15 protein-coding genes are annotated in these 21,561 nt (G+C 63.4%); 8 read left to right on the top strand and 7 right to left on the bottom strand.

Annotated features, from left to right (window positions below; translation table 11 throughout):
- Nucleotides 1-58: 58 nt before the first annotated feature.
- The 6 genes from gyrB to dnaA all read right to left on the bottom strand — a co-directional run bounded on the left by gyrB (nucleotide 59) and on the right by dnaA (nucleotide 8,554).
- Nucleotides 59-2,161, bottom strand: a complete 2,103-nt coding sequence (gyrB, locus tag AC1DR1_RS02130; RefSeq protein WP_476992117.1) for a DNA topoisomerase (ATP-hydrolyzing) subunit B — start codon at nucleotides 2,159-2,161, stop codon at nucleotides 59-61.
- Nucleotides 2,162-2,573: 412 nt separating this feature from the next.
- Nucleotides 2,574-3,134, bottom strand: a complete 561-nt coding sequence (locus AC1DR1_RS02125; RefSeq protein WP_229993515.1) for a DciA family protein — start codon at nucleotides 3,132-3,134, stop codon at nucleotides 2,574-2,576.
- Nucleotides 3,131-4,387 (bottom strand): DNA replication/repair protein RecF, encoded by a 1,257-nt coding sequence (gene recF, locus AC1DR1_RS02120; RefSeq protein ID WP_476992116.1) that lies wholly within the window; start codon nucleotides 4,385-4,387, stop codon nucleotides 3,131-3,133. The genes AC1DR1_RS02125 and recF overlap by 4 nt, the downstream gene beginning before the upstream one ends.
- A gap of 45 nt (nucleotides 4,388-4,432) precedes the next feature.
- Nucleotides 4,433-5,317, bottom strand: coding sequence for a phosphogluconate dehydrogenase (NAD(+)-dependent, decarboxylating) (gnd, locus tag AC1DR1_RS02115; RefSeq protein WP_229993517.1), 885 nt, complete (start codon nucleotides 5,315-5,317; stop codon nucleotides 4,433-4,435).
- A gap of 104 nt (nucleotides 5,318-5,421) precedes the next feature.
- Nucleotides 5,422-6,546 (bottom strand): DNA polymerase III subunit beta, encoded by a 1,125-nt coding sequence (gene dnaN / locus AC1DR1_RS02110; protein ID WP_090582070.1) that lies wholly within the window; start codon nucleotides 6,544-6,546, stop codon nucleotides 5,422-5,424.
- A 586-nt stretch (nucleotides 6,547-7,132) separates the two neighbouring features.
- Nucleotides 7,133-8,554, bottom strand: a complete 1,422-nt coding sequence (dnaA, locus tag AC1DR1_RS02105) for a chromosomal replication initiator protein DnaA (RefSeq protein WP_018775671.1) — start codon at nucleotides 8,552-8,554, stop codon at nucleotides 7,133-7,135.
- 462 nt (nucleotides 8,555-9,016) lie between these two features.
- Between dnaA and rpmH the strand changes: the two genes are divergently transcribed.
- From rpmH to AC1DR1_RS02065, 8 genes are all read left to right on the top strand, one after another.
- Entirely contained in the window at nucleotides 9,017-9,154 is a 138-nt protein-coding gene (rpmH, locus tag AC1DR1_RS02100) for a 50S ribosomal protein L34 (RefSeq protein WP_003800212.1), read from the top strand.
- A 41-nt stretch (nucleotides 9,155-9,195) separates the two neighbouring features.
- On the top strand, nucleotides 9,196-9,606 hold the full coding sequence (rnpA, locus tag AC1DR1_RS02095) for a ribonuclease P protein component (protein WP_364746640.1): 411 nt from the start codon (nucleotides 9,196-9,198) through the stop codon (nucleotides 9,604-9,606).
- Nucleotides 9,599-9,994 (top strand): membrane protein insertion efficiency factor YidD, encoded by a 396-nt coding sequence (yidD, locus tag AC1DR1_RS02090; RefSeq protein ID WP_229993519.1) that lies wholly within the window; start codon nucleotides 9,599-9,601, stop codon nucleotides 9,992-9,994. Before rnpA ends, yidD begins: the two co-directional genes overlap by 8 nt.
- A 16-nt stretch (nucleotides 9,995-10,010) precedes the next feature.
- Nucleotides 10,011-10,991: a membrane protein insertase YidC gene (yidC, locus tag AC1DR1_RS02085; RefSeq protein WP_229993520.1), complete on the top strand. Its 981-nt coding sequence runs from the start codon at nucleotides 10,011-10,013 to the stop codon at nucleotides 10,989-10,991.
- Nucleotides 10,991-11,593, top strand: coding sequence for a Jag family protein (locus tag AC1DR1_RS02080; protein ID WP_229993521.1), 603 nt, complete (start codon nucleotides 10,991-10,993; stop codon nucleotides 11,591-11,593). Before yidC ends, AC1DR1_RS02080 begins: the two co-directional genes overlap by 1 nt.
- A gap of 16 nt (nucleotides 11,594-11,609) precedes the next feature.
- The gene (gene rsmG / locus AC1DR1_RS02075; RefSeq protein WP_229993522.1) at nucleotides 11,610-12,260 is read left to right on the top strand and encodes a 16S rRNA (guanine(527)-N(7))-methyltransferase RsmG; all 651 of its coding nucleotides are present in this window, start codon (nucleotides 11,610-11,612) and stop codon (nucleotides 12,258-12,260) included.
- 87 nt (nucleotides 12,261-12,347) lie between these two features.
- Nucleotides 12,348-13,415: a ParA family protein gene (locus AC1DR1_RS02070; RefSeq protein ID WP_229993523.1), complete on the top strand. Its 1,068-nt coding sequence runs from the start codon at nucleotides 12,348-12,350 to the stop codon at nucleotides 13,413-13,415.
- A gap of 68 nt (nucleotides 13,416-13,483) precedes the next feature.
- On the top strand, nucleotides 13,484-14,743 hold the full coding sequence (locus AC1DR1_RS02065) for a ParB/RepB/Spo0J family partition protein (protein WP_229993524.1): 1,260 nt from the start codon (nucleotides 13,484-13,486) through the stop codon (nucleotides 14,741-14,743).
- Between the two features lie 6,471 nt (nucleotides 14,744-21,214).
- Here AC1DR1_RS02065 and trxA read toward each other — a convergent pair.
- Nucleotides 21,215-21,541 carry a thioredoxin gene (gene trxA / locus AC1DR1_RS02060; RefSeq protein ID WP_091248528.1) on the bottom strand — a complete coding sequence of 109 codons (327 nt, stop codon included), beginning with the start codon at nucleotides 21,539-21,541 and terminating at the stop codon, nucleotides 21,215-21,217.
- Nucleotides 21,542-21,561: the final 20 nt, after the last annotated feature.

The raw sequence follows: 21,561 nt of genomic DNA, 5'->3' as shown, positions 1-21,561 counted from the left end.
TCTATATTTTCCGTTTCAGGTATATATCAGTTCTGGAATATTAGGGGCCAGGAAGCCTCTAGATGTCCAGGAACCGAACGTCCTTGGCGTTCTGCTGAATGAAGTTTCGGCGGGATTCAACGTCCTCGCCCATGAGCGTGGAGAAGGTCTGGTCCGCCGCCAGGGCATCATCCATCGTCACCTGCAGCAGGGTCCGGTGGTCCGGGTCCATGGTGGTGTCCCACAGTTCCGTGTAGTCCATCTCGCCGAGGCCCTTGTAGCGCTGGATGCCGTTGTCCTTGGGAATGCGGCGGCCCGCGGCCTGGCCCGAGAGCAGCTTGGCGTCGCGTTCACGGTCGCTGTAGACGTAATCGTGCGGCGCATTGGACCACTTGATCCGGTACAGGGGCGGCTGCGCGAGGTAGACGTAGCCGTTTTCGATCAGCGGGCGCATGTATCGGAACAGCAGCGTCATCAGCAGCGTCGTGATGTGCTGGCCGTCGACGTCGGCATCGGCCATGAGCACGATCTTGTGGTATCGCAGCTTGGCGATGTCGAAGTCCTCGCCAATACCGGTGCCGAAGGCCGTGATCATGGACTGGACCTCGGCGTTGCCGAGCGCCTTGTCCAGCCGGGCCCGTTCGACGTTCAGGATCTTGCCGCGCAGCGGCAGGATGGCCTGGGTCTCCGGGTTGCGTCCGCGCTTGGCAGAACCGCCGGCCGAGTCACCCTCCACGATGTAGACCTCGCACCTCTCCGGGTTCTTCGAGGAGCAGTCGGACAGCTTACCGGGCATGCCGAAGGATTCCAGCGGGCTCTTGCGGCGGGCGTTGTCCCGGGCCTTCCGCGCGGCCATACGCGCCTGGGCTGCCGAGATGGCCTTGCGGATCACGTCCCGGGCGGGGCCGGGGTTGCGCTCGAGCCAGTCTCCCAGCCCGTCGGTGACCACGCGCTGGACGAAGCCCTTGACCTCGGAGTTGCCGAGCTTGGTTTTGGTCTGGCCCTCGAACTGCGGCTCGGCGAGCTTCACGGAAATGACTGCCGTCAGGCCCTCGCGGATGTCGTCCCCGGTGAGGTTGTCTTCCTTTTCCTTGATGATGTTCTTCTCCCGCGCATAGCGGTTGATGAGCGAGGTCATCGCGGCGCGGAAGCCCTCTTCGTGGGTGCCACCCTCGTGCGTGTTGATCGTGTTGGCGTAGGTGTGGACGCTCTCGGAGTACGCGTTGGTCCACTGCATCGCCATTTCCAGGGCGATGTGCCGTTCCGTGTCCTCGGTCTCGAAGGCGATGACGTCCTCGTGGACCACATCAACCTTCTTGCCGGAGTTCAGGTGCTTGACGTAGTCCAGCAGGCCGTCGTCGTACTGGTAGACCACGGTGTGGAATTCCGCCGGAACTTCGCCTTCGGTGGGGACGGTGTCCAGGTCCAGGTCGTCGTCCTCGGACGGTTCCTCCGGAGCGCGGCGCTCGTCGGTCAGCGTGATGCGCAGTCCCTTGTTGAGGAAAGCCATCTGCTGGAAGCGGGCACGCAGTGTTTCGAAGTCGAAGTAGGTGCTCTCGAAGATGGTGGCATCGGGGTAGAACGTCTGCGTGGTGCCGGTCTCGGCGGCCTCCTCGCCCTGGACCAGGCCGCCCTGCGGCTTGCCGCCGTCGGCGAAGGACATCCGCCAGACGTGTCCCTGGCGGCGGACCTCGGTGTCGACGCGGCTGGAGAGCGCGTTAACCACCGAAATGCCGACGCCGTGGAGGCCGCCGGAAACGGCGTAACCGCCGCCGCCGAACTTGCCGCCGGCGTGCAGGATCGTCATGACCACTTCCACGGTGGGCTTGTGCTCGGTGGGGTGCATGTCCACGGGGATGCCGCGGCCGTTGTCGACCACCCTGACCCCGCCGTCGGCCTGCAGCACGATTTCGATGTGCGTGCAGTAGCCGGCCAGGGCCTCGTCCACCGAGTTATCCACCACCTCGTAGACCAGGTGGTGCAAACCGCGGGGTCCGGTGGAGCCGATGTACATGCCGGGACGTTTCCGGACAGCTTCCAGGCCTTCAAGTACGGTGATGTCGCTGGCGCCGTATTCGCGCGATGTCGCGGTTCCCGACGCCGACGCCGCTGCCGCCGCCACTTGCACTACCGCTTCCGCTACGTCTTCCACTGCCGGGATCTCTGCATTGTCGTTAGCCACAGGCGCTTTCGACTCCTCTATGTTCGTTGAAGGCCGGCCGTTGCCTCTTCCGTGGAAAAGGCTCCTGCCAACAGGCACGTCACTGACGACGCCGGGTGTTCCGCTGACTTGCGATCCCGTCCGCCGCACGCTGAAATTGCGTCGGAAACGGACTCAGTCAACGCTTCACCGGCGCCCAGTTATCTCCACCGATTCTATCGTGTTATAGGAGCCAAACCCGCATTCCAGGGCGCCAAACGGTCGGGAAAGTGCCGCTGAGAGGCCGCTGGCTCCCCCTGCAAGGCTTTCGGGGTCTGGCCCTAGGGTGCCTATACGACTCCGGGTCGTTCGAGCGCCCTACACGCCGCTTGCGGATTTTTCAAGGGTTTTTGCAAGAAGTGCTTCACATCCGGAGGCGCGTGGGGTCCCGGGGCTATCCATATGTGTCGCGGGGTCCGCGGCCATTGACCGTCCGGAGGCCCTTGCGCCAGCTCGGGGCGGCGGGTCCAAGCACCTGGATGCTGGTGACGACGCCGTCGCCAAGCTCGGTGCGGAATTTTTCCAGCAGGCTGTTGCTCAGCAGCCGCAGCTGGGTCGCCCACGCCGTGGAATCGGTGCGCACATGCAAGGTGGTGTCGGTAAAACTCTCGGGGGTGCAGTGCGCTGAGATCTCCGGGCCCACCAGCACGGCCCACTGTGCCATGACAGAGCCGACCGCCACCGGCGAGCTCCAGCCGCGTTCGGCAACGAGGCGTCCCACAACCTTTCCCAGGCCCAGCGGATCCCGGCCGGTGCCATGGAACTGGGAGAACCCGCGGGTTCCCCGCGCGGCGCGGGCAGGTTTCTGGGCCCCGGCACCGGAGCGCGGGAGCGCCCGGCGGATTTCGCCCCGGGCCGCGGCGGCGTCGCGCATCCTGTTCAGTGCCGCCTGCGCGGCATCGATGTCGTCGGGATCCCGGCCCGGTTGCAGGCCGCCGTCGGTATCCTTATTCATCGATTTTCCTGCTCATCGATTCCTCCCGGGATGACCTTCACCCGCCGTCCGGTCAGTTCCGCCGGGATATCGTCCTCGACGGCGGCAGTGACCAGCACCTGCTCGGCGCCGGATACTATTGCCGCCAGTTTACGCCGCCGCTGGACGTCAAGTTCGGCAAAAACGTCGTCAAGGATCAGGATCGGGGGCGACCCGCCGGTGCGGGCATCGTCGAGCATGACGTAGTAGGAGGCCAGGCGCAGGGACAGGCACATGGACCAGGTTTCGCCGTGCGAGGCGTAGCCCTTGGCCGGAGCCGATCCAAGCACGAGCTCAAGCTCATCCCGGTGCGGTCCGACCAGCGAGATGCCCCGTTCCAGTTCTTTGCGGCGGGATGCGGCAAAGGCCTGGATGTAGCGGTCGGTGAGCTGCTCGACGGAGAGCAGGCGCAGATCCTCCGCCAGGAGGGAGGTGGCATCGGCGCCGGCCGCATCCGTTTCGGTTTCCGCGGCGGTGGCGCCGCCCGCAGGTCTGGTCCCAGAACTGGCCCCAGCGCCGTCGTCATCCAGGCTGTCCTGCAGCGTGGAACGGTACACCGCGGCGGCCTCCTTGGAGCCGTCGGTCAGTTGCGCATAGGCGTTTTTCAGGTGCGGTTGCAGGCGGTCCACCAGCTCGAGGCGCGCATGCAGCAGTTCGGCCCCGGCCCGGGCCATGTGCTGGTCCCAGACATCCAGCGTTGCCTCATGCCCGGAGCTGAACTTTCCGGTCCGGGCTGACTTGAGCAGTGCGTTGCGCTGCTTCAGGACCCGGTCGTAGTCACTCCTGGTCGCGGCGTGGCGCGGCATGAGGCTGACCAGAAGCTCGTCCAGGAACCGGCGGCGGCTGGAGGGATCGCCCTTGACCAGCGCCAGGTCTTCCGGAGCGAAGAGCACAGTCTGACAGATGCCAAGCAGGTCCCTGGCCCGGACCGGATTGCTCCGGTTGATCCGTCCGCGGTTGGCCCGCGCGGCGTTGATTTCCAGTTCCAGCACGGTCGACTGCTCACCGCGGACCAGCTTGGCCCGGATCATCGCCCGCTCGGCACCAAAGCGCAGCAGCGGTGCGTCCGTGCTGACCCGGTGCGAGTTGAGCGTGGCCAGATACCCGATAGCTTCCATCAGGTTGGTCTTGCCGATGCCGTTGGAGCCCACCAGGACGGTGACCCCCGGCTCAAGGCTTAGATCGACCTGGGCGTAGCTGCGGAAATCTGTGAGTGAGAGTTTTTCTAGGTACACGCGGGATTCAGGACTTCACAGGCTGGGTTGCTTGGCTGGGCAGGATTACTTGGCCGGCCGGGTCGCGTGGCCGCCGAACTGGTGGCGCAGGGCGGACACCATCTTCATGGCCGGCGAGTTGTCCTCGCGGGAGGAGAACCTGGCGAACAGCGCAGCCGTGATCGCCGGTGCCGGCACAGCGTTGGCAATTGCCTCCTCGACGGTCCAGCGGCCCTCGCCCGAATCCTCGACGTAGTCGGAGATCGATTCCAGTCCGGGGTCCTCGTCAAGGGCCTTGACCATGAGGTCCAGGAGCCAGGAGCGCACAACCGTCCCTTTTTGCCAGGCCCGGAAAGTCCCGGGGAGATCGGCGACGATCTCCTTGGCGGCCAGGAGTTCGTACCCCTCGGCGTAGGCCTGCATCAGGCCGTATTCGATCCCGTTGTGGACCATCTTGGCGTAGTGGCCGGCACCAACACCGCCGACGTGCACAAAGCTGTCGGCCCGCTCGCCTGCGGGACGGAGCGCGTCAAAGACGGGAAGGGCCCGTTCGATATCGGCGGCATCGCCGCCCGCCATGAGGCCGTAGCCGTTCTGGAGGCCCCAGACCCCGCCGGACACGCCGCAGTCCGCAAAGCGGATTCCCTTTTCGGCCAGCGTTGCACCGTGCTTCTGGTCTTCCGTGAACCGGGAGTTGCCGCCGTCGATCACGAGGTCACCGGCGTCGAGCTTGGTGCCCAGTTCGGTGATCACGGCGTCGGTGATCTCGCCCGAGGGGACCATGACCCAGATGAGGCGCGGCGCCGGGACGGCGGCGATGAGTTCGTCCAAGGTGGCGACGTCGGCAACGTCGGGGTTGCGGTCAAAACCGGTGACCTCGATCCCGCCGTTGCGCAGACGTTCGCGCATGTTGAAGCCCATTTTTCCAAGGCCGATTAGTCCGATGTGCACGGGATGAACTCTTTTCTGCGCTGGGGTGCTTCGTTGGGGAACGTCACCCAGGTCACTGGCAGTTGTGGCCGTTTTGTGGGGTCAAAACGGCGCACATCTGTCAGCTAGTTGGGCAGCCTCACGGGCATGACGAGGTAGCGGTAGTCACCCTGGTCCTCGCCCTCGGCGTCCTGCTGGGCTGTGATCATGGCCGGCTTGGGTGCGGTGGTGAAGGAGAACCGCACGAACTTGGTTTCGATGACGCTCAGGCCCTCGATCAGGTAGTGCGGGTTGAAGGCCACGGTGATGTCCTCGCCGGACAACTGGGCTTCGAGCTCTTCGGAGGCCTGGGCGTCCTCGCCGGTGCCGGCGTCCAGGTGCAGCTGGCCCTGGGTGAAGGCGAGCCGGACCGGGGTGTTGCGTTCGGCCACGAGCGAGACGCGGCGCACGGCTTCGACCAGTTCCTGGGTCTGCACGGTGGCGTGGATGGGTGTGGAGTCCGGGAACAACGAGCGGATTTTGGGGTAGTCGCCGTCCACCAGCAGCGAAGTGGTGGTCCTGCCGCCGCTTTCGAAACCGATCAGCCGGCTGTCGTCGTCGGCGAGGGCGATGTTGATGTCGCCGCTGCTGCCCAGCGTTTTTGCCACTTCGTTGAGGGTCTTGGCCTTGACCAGGGCGCTCGTGGAGATGCCGGGAGTCGCAGGCTTCCACGGAACTTCCCGCATGGCCAGGCGGTAACGGTCGGTGGCAAGGAGGGTGATGAGATCGTCCTCGATTTCCATCCGAACGCCGGTCAGGATCGGCAGGGTGTCGTCCTTGCTGGCCGCGATGATCACCTGGGACACCGCCTGGGCGAACGAATCGCCGGGAACGGTGCCGCTGATCGTGGGGAGGGCCGGCAGCGGCGGGTATTCGGCCTCGGGCATCGTGGCCAGGTGGAAGCTGCTTCGGCGACATGTGAGAGTCACCTTGTTGCCGTCGGTTTCGACCTCGACGGGGGCGGACGGCAGGCTGCGGCAGATGTCCGCGAGCAGGCGGCCCGATACCAGGATGGTGCCTTCGGTGCTGATGTCAGCAGGGATTTCGAGCCTCGCGGAGGTCTCGTAATCGAAGCTCGAGAGGCTGACGGTACCGGCTTCAGCCTTCAGGAGCAGGCCTGAAAGTACGGGAACGGGCGGCCGCGGAGACAACGACCGGGCGGTCCATGTCACGGCTTCTGCCAGGACGTCCCGTTCGACTCTGAACTTCACGGAAGGGTGCCGCCTTTCATTGCTGCTGTTGGTGCTGAATTCGCTACGACTGCTCAGGCTGCCGCGGACCTCGGCAGGGATGCCGAACTCCGTCAACAAGGGAATCGTCCGCCCTCCCCGGGCCTCATGGCCCGGTAGGGAACCACAAAAGATGTCCGGGACGGACGCACTGCTGACAGCTTAGCCCCAAGGTGAGCGTTTCTCCCATCCCTGGGTTACAAGAGTGTTGTTCGCGGGGCCGGTCTCCTGTGCCGGTCCGGAACGGGCCTGGGCACTGCTCGGGGGGCGGAAGGAGATTGTTGTTTGAGGGAAATTCATTTTCTTGGGATTAGCAGTGTTAATAACTGCTGTGGAAACTGTGGATAACTCGATCCTGCCGTGCGAATCCGCGGTTAAGCCCTGTTCATGGACTGTGGGCGGAGCAGGTTTTAAACAGGGTGTGGATGGGGACAAGTTTTTTGGCCGATTCGCCGATCCACAGGAGCCTTAAGGGTTTTAAGCCCATTAACCGCGGTTGTCCCCTTAAGTATCCACAGGGTTGTCCACAGGGCCCTGTTAATAAGGTAAGAGTGCGCCGGCCGAGGGCTCAGGAATTACGCTGCTGCTGCTTGATCCGGTTGGTCAGCTCGGTCACCTGGTTGTAGATGACCCGGCGCTCAGCCATGAGTTCGCGGATTTTGCGGTCGGCGTGGATCACGGTGGTGTGGTCGCGGCCGCCCAACTCCTGCCCGATCTTGGGCAGGGACATGTCCGTGAGCTCCCGGCACAGGTACATGGCAATCTGCCGTGCGGTCACCAGCGTGCGGGTGCGCGACTTGCTGCAGAGTTCCTCCATGCTGAGCTTGAAGTAGTCGGCCGTCTGCGTGAGGATCTGGGCCGAGGTGATTTCCTGGGCACCGTCGTCGGTGATGAGGTCCTTGAGCACCATTTCGGCCAGGGCCACATCCACCGGCTGCCGGTTCAGGCTGGCGAAGGCCGTGACGCGGATGAGGGCACCCTCAAGCTCGCGGATGTTGCTGGAAATCTTCGAGGCGATGTATTCGAGGGCATCATCCGGGGCGGAGAGGCCTTCGCTGAGCGCCTTCTTCCGGAGGATCGCGATGCGGGTCTCCAGTTCGGGCGGCTGGATGTCGGTCAGCAGGCCCCACTCGAAGCGCGACTTCATGCGGTCCTCGAAGCCGGCGAGCAGCTTCGGCGGCTGGTCCGAGGTGATGACCACCTGCTTGTTGTTGTTGTGCAGGGCGTTGAACGTGTGGAAGAACTCCTCCAGCGTCCTGTCCTTGCCGGCCAGGAACTGGATGTCGTCGATCAGCAGCACGTCCACGTTGCGGTACGTGGTCTTGAAGCTGGTGCCTTCGTCGTCGCGGATGGAGTTGATGAAGTCGTTGGTGAATTCCTCGGAATTGACGTAGCGGACCCGGATCCCGCTGTAGAGCCGGCGCGCATAGTGGCCGATCGCGTGAAGCAGGTGGGTTTTGCCGAGGCCGGAGTCGCCGTAGATGAACAGCGGGTTGTAGGCCTTCGCCGGCGCCTCCGCCACAGCCACGGCGGCTGCGTGGGCGAACCGGTTGGAGGAACCGATCACGAACGTGTCGAAGACGTACTTCGGGTTGAGGCGGCCGAATTCGTGCGAGGTGCTCGGCAGCATCGGCTGCGGCTTTAACTCCACGGTCGGGTCAGCGGCCAGGGAAAGTTCGACGGCGGGTTCGGGCTCTGTGTGCAGGGGCACCAGGTCAGTGTCGACGTCGATCGCGCAGCGGATTTCGTCGGAAAACACGCTGCGGAGGGCGTCGTCGAGGGCTTCCTTGACCTGGGTCTGCAGCACTTCGCGGGTGAGCTCGTTGGGGACGGCCACCAGAAGGGTGGAACCGATCAGGCCCTGGGCCTGGGCCAGGATGACGAAGCCGCGCTGCCGGGGAGAGACACGGTGGTCGTTCTCCAGGAGGCTCACAACCCGCCGCCAGGAACTTCCGACAGTGTTGGCTTGGTTGGCTTCGTCTACTGTCATCAATCAGTTCCTCAAACTTGCTGGCCTGCATTACGTGCATCCACGCGGTCCGGAGCTGTCCACCGGCCGGCTCAATCCACAGGGTTATGCACAGTCCGTGGATAAGGGGTTACTGAGACACTGTAGGGGATCAAAACGCTAGAAGATAGCTGGGTTCAGTCCTGTGGATAATTACACCGTTGTGGTTCTCAAAAGGGGCCTGTGACCGGGCTCATCCACAGGCTGACGGACGGGTTAGCCACAGCTGGGGAAAGGTTGAGAAGCAACCCCCGGTTTGACTCGGGAGGTCGGCAAGCCCTAACGTTGTGAAGTCCCATGTGTACGCTTTTCGCCTCATCTGAATCTTTCCCGACGCCCCGCGTCGTGCGAGTTACGAGGGAAGCGGCACATCCAAAACTTAGCGTCGGCCAGTTCTTCCCCTTGATCGGGTGGGCGCACCTTTGATCCACTGGAGTAACTAACGTGAGCAAGCGGACTTTTCAGCCGAATAACCGCCGTCGAGCCAAGAAGCACGGCTTCCGCCTTCGTATGCGTACCCGTGCCGGCCGTGCCATCCTGGCAGCCCGTCGTGGCAAGGGCCGCACCGAACTGTCGGCCTAAATAACTGACTCGTCGGTCTACATCCCTGTGCGAGTTGAACGGTGCTAGCCACCAGGAACCGTCTGCGGACATCAACCGATTTTTCAACAACTGTACGTTCCGGTGTCCGCAATGGACGCCGGAACGTAGTGTTATATACGGCAGCTCTCGCTGCCGATGAACCAAGCCGGATCGGATTCATCGTTTCCAAGAGTGTCGGGAACGCTGTTGTCAGGAACCTCGTTAAGAGGAGACTGAGAGAAGCCGGTGCATTGTCGTTGCAGAAATACGGCAGCGGGTTCGCCATCGTGGTCCGGGCACTGCCCGCTGCGGCGGGGGCCAGCTGGGACCAGCTGCTCGCCGACTATGACGCCGCTTTGGAGACGACCATGAAACGGCTGGGCAATCGCCTTCCAGAGGCTGCTTCACCAGGTTCTTACAAGACGACACAGGAAGGGACCCCGCGTGCGTAACTCAACTGCCGCCGTCGTCCCTCCTGCAAAATCCGCAGCAGCATGGTTGGGCCGGGCAGTCTGGAACTTGCCCCGCAATGTCCTCATTCTGTTGCTTCAGGCGTACCGCAAGGTGATCTCACCGCTGTACGGCCAGGTTTGCCGCTTCTTTCCCAGCTGCTCGGCCTATGCCCTTGAGGCGATTACGGTCCACGGCGCGGTGAAAGGAAGCTGGCTGGCGGCGAGGCGCCTGTCGCGCTGCCATCCCTGGAACGCCGGTGGCGTGGACCATGTCCCCGCCGGCAAATGCGAGTGGCCCGCAGACCGCACCCCCACAATTGTTGTGCTGAACAATCCGGACAAGTACCTGGCTGCTCAGACTGATGGAGAAGGCCGCTCTGCGGCCTAACGAATAGGGATATCGTATGGACTTCTTTGAAACAATCATGTTTCCGTTCAAGTGGCTGGTCTCAGCCATCATGGTGGTCTTCCACGATGGCCTGAGCGCCATCGGCATGCCCGCTGCCAGTGGCTGGACGTGGACCCTGTCCATCATCGGGCTGGTGCTGGTGATCCGTGCCGCCCTGATTCCCGTGTTCGTCAAGCAGATCAAGGCCCAGCGAGGCATGCAGCTGCTGCAGCCGGATCTGAAGAAGCTGCAGGACAAGTACAAGGGCAAGACCGACCAGCTGTCCCGCCAGGCCATGGCGCAGGAACAGATGGCCCTGTACAAGAAGCACGGCACCAACCCGTTCTCTGCCTGCTTGCCCATGCTGATCCAGATGCCCTTCTTCTTTGCCCTCTTCCAGGTCCTCTCCGGCATTACGGCCGCGGCCACCAGCGGGAAGAGCATCGGGGCGATGAGCCACGAACAGGTCGTGCAGTTCGATCAGTCGACCATTTTCGGTGCCCCGCTCTCCGCGACGCTGCTCCACGGCACCCCCGAGGGCGGCAACGTCGTTGCGGTGTGGGTCCTCTCCATCGTGATGATCCTGGCCATGACGGCCTCGCAGTTCATCACGCAGAAGCAGATCATGGCCAAGAACATGTCCGAAGAGGCCCTGGCGAGCCCGTTCATGCGCCAGCAGAAAATGATGCTCTACATCCTGCCGGTCGTCTTCGGTGTGGGTGGCATCAACTTCCCCATCGGCGTCCTGATCTACTGGACCACCACGAACCTTTGGACCATGGGGCAGCAGTTCTTCGTGATCCGCCGGATGCCTACGCCGGGTTCCCCCGCCGCCAAGGCTCTCGCCGAGCGCCGGGCAGCCAAGGGCCTGCCCGCACTGCCCCTCCTGGGCGGCAAGAAGGTCGACGCCGAGGCAGCCGAGGCCTCCGCCGCGGCCGCCGTGGAAGCCAAGACCCAGCGCGTCCAGCCGCAACGTAAGAACAGGAAGAGGAAGTAATGTCTGCCGAGAGCACCGAACACGCTATTTCCGCCGAGTTTGACGAGGACCGGGACGACGCCCAGGATGCGGCCCAGGACTCGTCGCAGGACGACGCCCAGGGAGCACAGGCCGGCACCGGCAAGAGTGTTTCCGCAAGCCGCCTCGAAGAAGAAGGCGACGTCGCTGCGGACTACCTTGAGGAGCTGCTGGACATCGCGGACATCGATGGCGACATCGACATCGAGGTCCGCAACGGTCGCACGTATATCTCGATCGTCGCCGAAGAAGAATCGGCCGGGCTGGAAAGCCTTGTGGGCCGTGACGGCGAAGTCCTTGAGGCGCTCCAGGAACTGACGCGGCTCGCCGTGCTCTCCGCGACGGAGAACCGGTCCCGCCTGGTCCTGGATATCAACGGGTACCGTGCGGAGCGTGCCGGCGACCTGCAGAAGATCGCTGAAGACGCCGTCGCCGCGGTCAAGGATTCCGGCGAGGCCGTTGCCCTGGCTCCGATGAGCGCCTACGAGCGCAAGATCGTGCACGACGCCGTCGCCGATTTGGGGCTCGTCAGCGAGTCCGAAGGCGAAGGCGCCGACCGGCACATCGTTGTCTCCGCAGACTGAACCGTTGACTAGCTTGATGGTTGAAATTACCGCCCATGAACTCAAGGCAGCAGAGTCCATCTTCGGTGACCGCCTGGAACTGGCGACGCGCTACGTCGAGCACCTGGCGACGTCCGGGACCGAACGGGGCCTGATCGGGCCCCGGGAAGTGCCCCGGCTGTGGAGCCGGCACGTGCTCAACTGCGCCGTCATCGAGAGCCAGATTGCCCACGGAAGCCATGTCGCCGACGTCGGCAGCGGCGCCGGCCTACCCGGCCTGTGCCTGGCCATCGCCCGGCCGGACCTGGAGCTGACGCTGATCGAACCGTTGGAGCGCCGCGTCATCTGGCTCCAGGAGGTGGTGGATGACCTTGGCCTCGAGAACGTCACGATCATGCGCACCCGCGCGGAACTCGCAGTGGGACTCGTGAACGCCGACGTCGTTACGGCCCGCGCGGTATCCGCGTTGTCCAATCTCGCCGGACTGACCATTCCGCTCCTGGCCGGCAAGGGCGAAGTCGTTGCCATTAAGGGACGCAGCGCCGGCGAAGAAATCGAAAAGGCGGCCAAGATTATTCGCAAGCTGGGCGGCACTAAGACGTCCGTGGTGGTGGTGGGCGAGGACCTGCTCGAGGAACCCACCACTGTTGTGCGAATCGTAGTGAACAAGCCTCAAAAGATTACCTAGCACCGGCCCCGGTGCCCGGGGAGTCTGAGGGGAAGAGGTTAGGCTAGTAACCGGCAGTAAAAGCCGAATGAGAGTGAGCGTGTCATAGTGAGCAGTAGCGAAGCTTCCACACAGCGGATCCCGCCGTTTGTGTCCCTGGGGTCCGCACGGGCGTTTACGGCTCCTGCAGTAGCTTTTGACTACTCCGGAAATCACACGGCTTCGGTTGCCAAGGCTGTCGGGATGGCCGGTGTTTCACGTGAAACCTCTCTTCCGCACACCGGGAACGTGCTGGACTCCATCGACGATTCCAGCCCCATCGCCCGGGAACTCGCGCATGAGAACAAGCGCCGCGAACGGCTGCTCGGCCGGCAACTGCCCAAACCGGAAAAAACCCGGGTCTTCACCGTTTCCAACCAGAAGGGCGGCGTCGGCAAAACGACGACGACCGTCAATATCGCCGCCGCGCTGGCGGCGGCAGGCCTGAAAGTGCTCGTGATCGACATCGATCCGCAGGGCAACGCCTCCACAGCCCTGGGAATCGAGCACCACGCCGACGTCGACAGCATCTACGATGTCCTGATTAACGATGTCCCGCTGAAGGACGTTGTGGCCCCGTGCCCCGACATCGATAACCTGATCTGTGCGCCCGCCACCATCCACCTTGCCGGCGCCGAGATTGAACTCGTCAGCCTGGTGGCCCGCGAGCAGCGGCTGCGCCGCGCCATCGATGTGTACTCCAAGGAGCGCGCCAAGAATGGCGAGGATCGGCTGGACTACATCTTCATTGACTGCCCGCCCAGCCTCGGACTGCTGACAGTCAATGCCTTCTGTGCGGCCAGCGAAGTCCTCATCCCGATCCAGTGCGAGTACTACGCCCTTGAAGGCCTCAGCCAGCTCCTGAAGAACATCGAGATGATTCAGAAGCACCTGAACGCCGATCTGGTTGTCTCCACAATTCTGCTGACCATGTATGACGGCCGCACCAATCTCGCTGCCCAAGTGGCAGCCGAGGTCCGGGAGCACTTCCCGAAGCAGGTGCTCGGTGCCGTGGTGCCGAGGTCGGTGCGTATTTCCGAAGCACCGAGCTACCAGCAAACTGTCATGACGTATGATCCCTCTTCCAGCGGCGCCCTGTCCTACCTGGAAGCCGCAGCGGAAATCGCGGAACGTTAGAATCTTTTCAAGAATTGCACTAGCCAGAGCCAGGTGAATCCCGGCTCTTCCACTGGAGGGATTTATCCATGAGCGATAAGCGACGCGGCCTCGGCCGTGGACTTGGCGCACTCATTCCAAGTTCCGCCGCGGCTAACGCCTCCGGAAACGGCGCTGCCCCATCCCGGCCCGTGGACCTCTTCTTTCCCGAAGCCCGAAAAAAGATTTCCGACGCCGACTCGGTCCCGGACGTCAACGCCGCCCAGGCCAAGGCGCCGGAGTCCGCCCCCGCCAAGACCGGGGATCCTGTTGATCTCACAGCTGCCGGCACTGATGCCAGCGCAGCTGCCGACGTCGACGCAGCTGCCGGCGCTGCCGGCTCTGGGTCCAAGAAAACTCCCGCCCGGAAGACGGCTCTGCCGAAGTCCTCGCCTGCTGCTGCCAAGCCGGCCGCGGCCGACGCCGGCGAGCAGTTGGCCTTCGAGTCCACCTCGGAGCAGGGCGATGAGCGATCGGTTGAGCTTGTAGAGGTGCCCGGTGTCAGGTTTGCCGAAATTCCGGTCACTGATATCCATCCCAACCGCAAACAGCCCCGCTCGGTCTTCGATGAGGACGACATGGCGGAGCTGGTGCACTCCGTACGGGAAATCGGCGTCCTCCAGCCAATTGTGGTCCGTACCTCAACCGAAGAGGGTGGCGAACCCTACGAGCTCGTCATGGGTGAACGGCGGTGGCGTGCAGTACAGGCCGCGGGCCTGGAAACTATCCCCGCGATTGTCCGTGACACCACCGATGACGACCTCCTTCGCGATGCGCTGCTGGAGAACCTGCACCGTAGCCAGCTGAATCCGCTTGAAGAGGCTGCGGCCTACCAGCAGCTCCTCGAGGACTTCGGAACTACCCACGAGCAGCTGGCGGACAGGATAGGCCGTTCGAGGCCCCAGGTGTCCAACACCCTGCGGCTGCTGAAGCTTCCCCCGCTGGTCCAGCGGCGGGTTGCCGCAAACGTTATCTCGGCAGGTCACGCCCGTGCGTTGCTGGCACTCCCGGACGCCGCGGCCATGGAACGACTGGCGCAGAAAATTGTGTCGGAGGGCATGTCGGTCCGGGCGACCGAAGAAGCCGTCACCTTGTACCAGAGCCCCGCCTCGCCGGCCAAGAACAACATCCCGCGCCCCGGAGCCCGCCACGAACGGCTGGACTACCTGGCGTCGTCGCTGTCTGACCGCCTTGATACCAACGTCAAGATTTCGCTCGGTGCCCGTAAGGGTCGCGTCAGCATTGAGTTCGCGAGCGTCGAGGACCTGAACCGCATCATGGACGTCCTGACGCCTGGAGCGTCCAGCTAGGTCGCCTCTCGCTGAGCGTTTCCCGGAGGGTCTGTTTCACGTGAAACAGACCCTCCTTTTTTGTCGATGCCGGTGCCCTTTGCAAATGCCGGCGCTGCTCGTGCCGGGGATTTCTGCCGGGTGGGATTCCACTATCCTTCGGCCGGGCCCGGGGCCGGGCCTGGCCCGGCCGCGGATTGAGGGCTCGGGTCGTGGGAGCGGTACGTCACCGTGTTTAGTGGCGGAGTCTTTGGGGCGGAGTCTTTGGGGCGCTTCACCGCGGGTAAGGCGGCATTCGCCCCTACCGCCGGAATAGTGAACTGGCCTGATGAATACTGTTGGTTCTCAGCGTAGGTGCACGCGGAATGCGCAGTGTACGGTCCAGACCTTGTGCCGGCGTCCGCGAAATGGGTAACACATCGCCGTACGGGGCGTGAGCGGGGAGGTATGCCGCGGGGCTCTTGGAGTCGCTGAACGGATCTCGTGCGTTCCTAATGACCCTGCAGAGTCCATGCCGCCGCGACCACGTCTCTCCGAAGCCGCCATTACCGTCCCTTTCTGTGCCCATAGGAGAACCTGTTCCGGAGCTGCGGATCAATGTTTCACGTGAAACAGGGCCAGCAAATCCATGCCACAGCACTCACCGAGCCCTCAGGCCTATCCCGTAGGCCAGGCAGTGGACGATGGACGATAGCCGATCAGAGCGGATGGGGCGTTAGTACCGGCTCGAAGACCGGACGTCCGTCGCCCCGGCGGTCAACATCGCCGGGGACTCGGCATTCCGACGGTGCGAGTTCAACGGGGCCGTGCGACTGCAATAGAGCTGGGAATCGGGGGTGGCCCTGGGCCGGGGGGTCGACCTCCTGGAGATGATCCACGAGATGTCCGCGGGCTGAATATCGAAGGTTGAGCCGCCCAAAGGAAGGTGTCCATCCCTGGTTGTTCAAACTCCCGGCCTCCGCGTCCGGCCCGGATGTTGGTGCGGGCAGTCGATCACATCGCTCCATCTTCGCCACCAGCAGCAGGCAGGAACAGCCTTCGAGGCATGGCCAGCTCCCGGGTCCGCCGTTAGCCCACGGTAAGAGCTGACGACTTTCGAGTTCGGCGGCAACGTACCTCGCTGCGCGAACTGTGGACGTGCAGCCTGTTGTGGCGGCCTTGAAAGCAGTGTCGGGTCCCGTTGCAGCGCTGCATGGGGGGCAATAGTCGAATGAATGCAGAGCGGGCTGGCGTGCCGCTGAAGTTCCGATCGGTCGGTTTATCGTGGGTTGGGGTCTTCCTGCTGTCGCGGGAATTCGAAAGAGTGCCTGTACCCTCTGATTCCGATGTCTAGTCGTTGAGGCGTCCTCTGGAAGGCAACCGCGGAGATTCGAATGTCACGCTTTGATCAGGCAATGTCGCTGCCACAAGTCCCTGAGCATGGGTTCCCCGGCGATGTGGCGTGGCCTATGTTTTCGACGCGCTCCGTCCACCGCCGACGGTCCCGGGACCCAGGGCCGAGCGGCACTGTTTCGTGAAGGCGGAGCGGCGGGATTGGCCTGTTGGGCTTGGGCTCCTTGGCGGCCTGTGGGCCGCAACGTGGGCCTCGATATGGAATTGATGTGGCGCCGACGCCGCAGGAGTACCCGACCTCGCAGCGATGCGACGGAGCACTCCTCTTGGGATGCTGGACAGAATTGCCTGGCATCACGGAGTTCCAAGCCCTCCGGGTCCCTACTCGCTGGCTTTACCGTATTCGACAGCATGCCCGTGATCCCATCCCCTCCTCCAGTAACCGTTCGGGCCGCGCATGTCAGCTTGCTGCGGCACCCCGGCACCCCGGCACGCCGGCACCCCGGGCGCCGTATTCCGGCACCGCGGCACCCCGGGACGCCGTATTCCGGCACCGCGGCACGCCGGCACCCCGGGACGCCGTATTCCGGCACCGCGGCACGCCGGCACCCCGGGACGCCGTATTCCGGCACCGCGGCACGCCGGCACCCCGGGACGCCGTATTCCGGCACCGCGGCACGCCGGCACCCCGGGCGCCGTACGCCGGCACCGCGGCACGCCGGCACCCCGGGACGCCGTATTCCGGCACCGCGGCACGCCGGCACCCCGGGCGCCGTACGCCGGCACCGTGGCACGCGGGTACCCGGCTCCCCCACCGAGTTCGCAGAGTATGCCGTGCCCGTCAGCCTGTCATTACGGACTATACGAGAGTGCAGCGACATTGATCCGTCACGGGACGCCAGCCACCCTCACTCCCGGCAGGCCTCGGGAGCCCCTGCTGCCAGGAGCCGCGGTGCGTGGGGCTCCCGATACGGAATGCCGGCGAATCGTATCCGGAGGATGCGTCAGTGTCCTGTCGATTCAGAATATTGGACGGTCTCGCCTGCAGCAGCGTCGGTCTGGGCGGGATCGCCCGAGGTGATGAGTCCGCCAGCTGCCACGGTCGGGGATGCGCCCCAGCGTCTTCACGTTCAGATGGACGAGTCCCCTGTGCTTGCGCGTTCGTAGCGGTTAGCCGTGAGCAGGGTAGACGAATCGGAACTTCAATCTGCGGATCACAATCCATGCGCCGTGGGACCCCGTACGCTGTAGGCTCCGGCCCACTCTTTGCGCCGGCACCCGACGAGGGTCGCGACCCGCCGGGGTTCCAGCGTAATGACCGTCGGCGTCCCGGATGGCCTGTTCACCTTCGGCACCTGAGCCAGTGAGTTGAGCGTTGGTCTGCGCCGGCTCATGCCGTTCGGAAGTCCGGCCACTCGCCCGTCCCAGGACTTCCCGACCCATGGACATGAGGCTCGGTCGGCCCGGGACTTTCCGACACATCGACGTGCGGCTCGGCCGGGACACGTTTGGCTCCGACGCAATACGAGCGGCCGGCCGCCACGCGGTCGACCATCAGGCAGCTTCCATGAGCCGTCCAAACGGCGGCGGGTGGGAGACGAGGACCTCCGAGTGACAAGTGCGTGAACGGATCGGCTCCACTAACCCCGGCGGTCCTCCTCGCTTTCAGGCCCCACGTGTCGACGACGTGCCGTCGCAGTAGACCCGGTCCGCGGCAGCCGGTCCGCGCAGGATGATAAGTCGACTTGGCCCCATGGCGAATTGCCGAAGCCTGGTGATCAGACGGGGAGCGGCGGCGCTCCCCTGGTGCTTCTCAACATTCGAGCACGCGCTGGACGCGCTGTCCTAAGTGGTGGGTGGTGCATGTGGGTGAATGGTCTGGTCGTTCGAAGTGACGTGGTTCGGCCAACAGCATTGGTTCCCTGCGAGGTGAGGGACACCCCTTTCAGGCGCTGCGGTGCGGCAGCTGAACGGTGTCAGGAGGAGCGCTCTCGGAGCCGTCCATGGCTACTGGTTCCGGCCAGTGCCCGGTGGATAGAACGGTGGATAGAGCAGTGGATATTGCTGTGGATAACTTTGTGGATTAGTTTCGGACTGAAGCTCCGTGGGAGCGGCTGAATGGGACACCAGCTGCGGTCGTACCGTATGCCGTGATGCTTTGATGGATGCTCGTGATCCGTTTCACGTGAAACATGATCACCCACGGCGGGAACGGGGCCGGAAGCATTGGTGAAGATGTATTAAATCTCCGCTCTAGGGTTAATTTTTCAGGGTACGTGGCTTCTTTTTCCGTCCGGGTCTCCAGGGCTTGAATGATTCTTCGCGGCAGAACCAGCGCACCGCGAGTAGCCGGTCAACAGGTCATGGCCTGAGAACCTAGCGACGCTTCTCGGAGCGTCAGTACGTGGGTGTGAATAATCTCTCAGGGCCTGTGGATAACTATGTGAATAACTTCTGTGGAGAACGCGGTGGATATCGCGGACGCGACGGTTCCTGCGGGCAAGTGCACGTGCTGGGCGCGCATGAATCGGGAGTGCTTTTGACCTCTATTTGTCGACACGGACAGCCGCTTAGATGGCGGATATTGTGACAGTGGGTCATCAAGGCGGTGTCGTCAGAGCAGTGTCGAAATGCTCAAGGACTCGGAGGGATCGAGGATCTCCTTCCGCGGGAGGCGGCAGTGACTACAGTCGGTAGCTCCAGGAGATCCGGAAGCGAAGGGGACGTTGGCTACCTGCCGACCGCCACAACAATACGACTAGTAGCGCACGGACACGAACCTGCGGTTCGGGAGAAAGCGCATTCCACCGGTCCCCCGCGTGAATAGTCTGCGGACAATCGGCGGGATCAGAACCACTGCATCACCGGTCCCTCTTCAGCAGACAAGGTGGTGCGGGTTGCCACTAGCCCGGGTAGTTGGAGCGTCGCCAAGGGCTTGAGGGGAGCTCTCGATGGAGCCTGACCGGAGATGGGCAGCCCGGTTCAGCAGGCGTTGGACGAGCTGCGACGAACGGACCGGAGACTGCAAAGTGACTTAGACGAGGCGGCGACGTACGGACCAATGTCTGAGCCTGCCCGTTGCTGGACCGCCGGGACGAATGGATCAGTGGCTGGGGCAAGACGGCGAATAAGCCGGAGTCTTCAAAGGCCGGCTCACGGGATCCGCCAAGAGCGGGAGCCGATTGCGGAGCCCGCACGGGGAGAAATATCGTCGCCGTACTCGGGGTGGCCAGCCACCGCCAGGGGCAGCGGGCCCCGTCCCTTGCCTCCGATAGGTCGTTAAGTTGTCCTCTAAGCGCCTGCCGTGGACTGAACGTGGAGACCTCTTGCCGTGGCCTACTGACGACCCAACCCGGAATTCGACCGCCGGGGTTCGGCGCGTGCCATAAATCAGACAACATGAGCCGTCGAGATATCAGTGTGCCTTGGAGATCCTGTTGGCCTTCTCCCCCGCCGGACCGCGTGCAGTCGAACCGCGATTGACCGTGTGGGCCGGCCCCAGCAGCACGCCCTCCGCCTGTCGAGCAGGCGCGGACACTCTCGGACAGTTGCCGTTCGGCTGCCATGCCGGGGAGTGATGGAGTCTATCCAACTCAGCCGATGACGGGAGCCTGCCCGGTTACGCTTTCCAAATCAGACCTGCCGATTGGCCGCGCGGCTGGTGGGAGCTGGAAGGGGCTCCATCCCCCGTCGGGAACCATATGGCCCTGGTGACGGCATCCCCTCGGATAGCGCGCAATCCGTTGCCATGTTTCACGTGAAACCTGGCGATGCTGGAGCTGGGCCAGGTCCCGTTGGGGCCTACGTGGGGATTGAGATGGAGCGTGGGACATGGACGGAATTGGGCCCGCAGTCAGCCGAACGATACTGCAGGGAGTGACAGGCTAGGCCCTATGCCGCGGCGCCCCTCCGCCTGTGTCGTTGCTGCCTCGCCGCGGTCGGTGCTCAAGGACGCTATGGATGACGACGCAGGCCGGGAGGGGCAACACTTATACGTCACTGTTGGGCCCCCTGGTGAACGGTAAAGGGGAAGTCAGCGTCGTATCCAAAGGAATATCCGAGAGTCCACTGTCGGATCGCCATTTTTCGGCCGTCGTCGATGCCCAGCGTAGGTTCGGTTTCACGTGAAACACCTTGACGGCGGCCTATTCGCCCGATTCCACGCTTGGGCAGCGCTCAGGTGGACGGGTCCGAGGCCTGCGTGTGATTGGCGGCCGCCAAGAATGACCGGGAACCAAACGTAGAGCTAGATGACGCCAGGGATTGGAACGGCTGCTCTCGTGAATTTCAGGGGTCGGCACGTCAGCGCCTACCAGACTGCTTTCGCCACTAGCTTGGCTCTCGGTTCTGTGGAGGAGCCGCGGGGGAAAATCACGTATCCTGGCAGTGGCGGAATAGCCTCCCCAGCGTCCAAACTTTGACCCGTTGCTGTGCAGGGCGGGATTCAGTCAAAATGCCCGCGCGGAATGCAGTCAGGACCCTTTGATGACGCCCCAACCTGCCACTCATAGGCCATTCAAGGCGCTGACTGTGTGAGTTGCGCAATAGGGCATCGCATCCCGCCAGCACCACTTCGCCTAAAGCCCGGCGATCTGGAACCCCCACCCGGATTCAATGTTTCACGTGAAACCGGCCGGGTGCGGCGCGCTAGCGACCCCTCGGGTCACCAAGTCACCATAAATGTCCGGCGACAGTGAAGGCTGCGGTTAGCCACGACTAGTACCATAGCCGCAGCGGCAAGAGGGAAGCCGGTTTCCCGGAAACTTCTCGTGGCCGCAGAACGGCTGGCATGGACCGCAGAAGCGCGCATGAGCGTTCTGATCCTCATGTTTCACGTGAAACATGGGCATTATGTGAACGCGACAACCGGTGCACCGGTAAACCGTCGCTACAGTACTTTTCGCGCATTGGAGCGCCCCCGACAGCAGGCGGAAGCGTCCCTTCCGGGGCGGGAATCGAGAAATACAGCGAGAGTGGCCAGCCGAGAGAAAATTGCATCAGCGGGCAACCCCTGAAACTTGCCTTATCAGTTCGAAAGACGTCGCCGTGACCCGGGCAGCCCCTACCACCCTCTGTCAGTCCCCCCTCCCCCTCTGTGAACCCTGGACCACAACAAAAAAAGTGGCCCCCGCCAGAAGGCGGGGGCCACTTTTAGTGTGCCTAGGACAGGACGTCCGCAAATTCCTTCTCAAAGAACTGCTTGGGCCGGGCACCGATAACGGTGCTCTTGACCTCGCCGCCCTGGAACAGGTAGACGGCCGGGATGGAGGTGATGCCGTACTCGGCTGCGATGGCCGGGTTGTCGTCAACATTCACCTTGACCACATCAACCTTCTCGCTGTATTCGACCGAAATCTCGTCAAGAATCGGTCCCAGCTTGCGGCAGGGGCCGCACCATTCGGCCCAGAAATCGACGATGACCGGCTTGTCGGAGGCCAGTACATCAGTGCTGAAGCTGGCGTCCGTTACGTCTTTTGCGTTGCTCATAACCTTTGTCTCTCTTCCGT

This window comes from Arthrobacter sp. P4_F10 (assembly GCF_056401435.1).
This window is presented reverse-complemented; position numbering and strand designations above follow the sequence as displayed.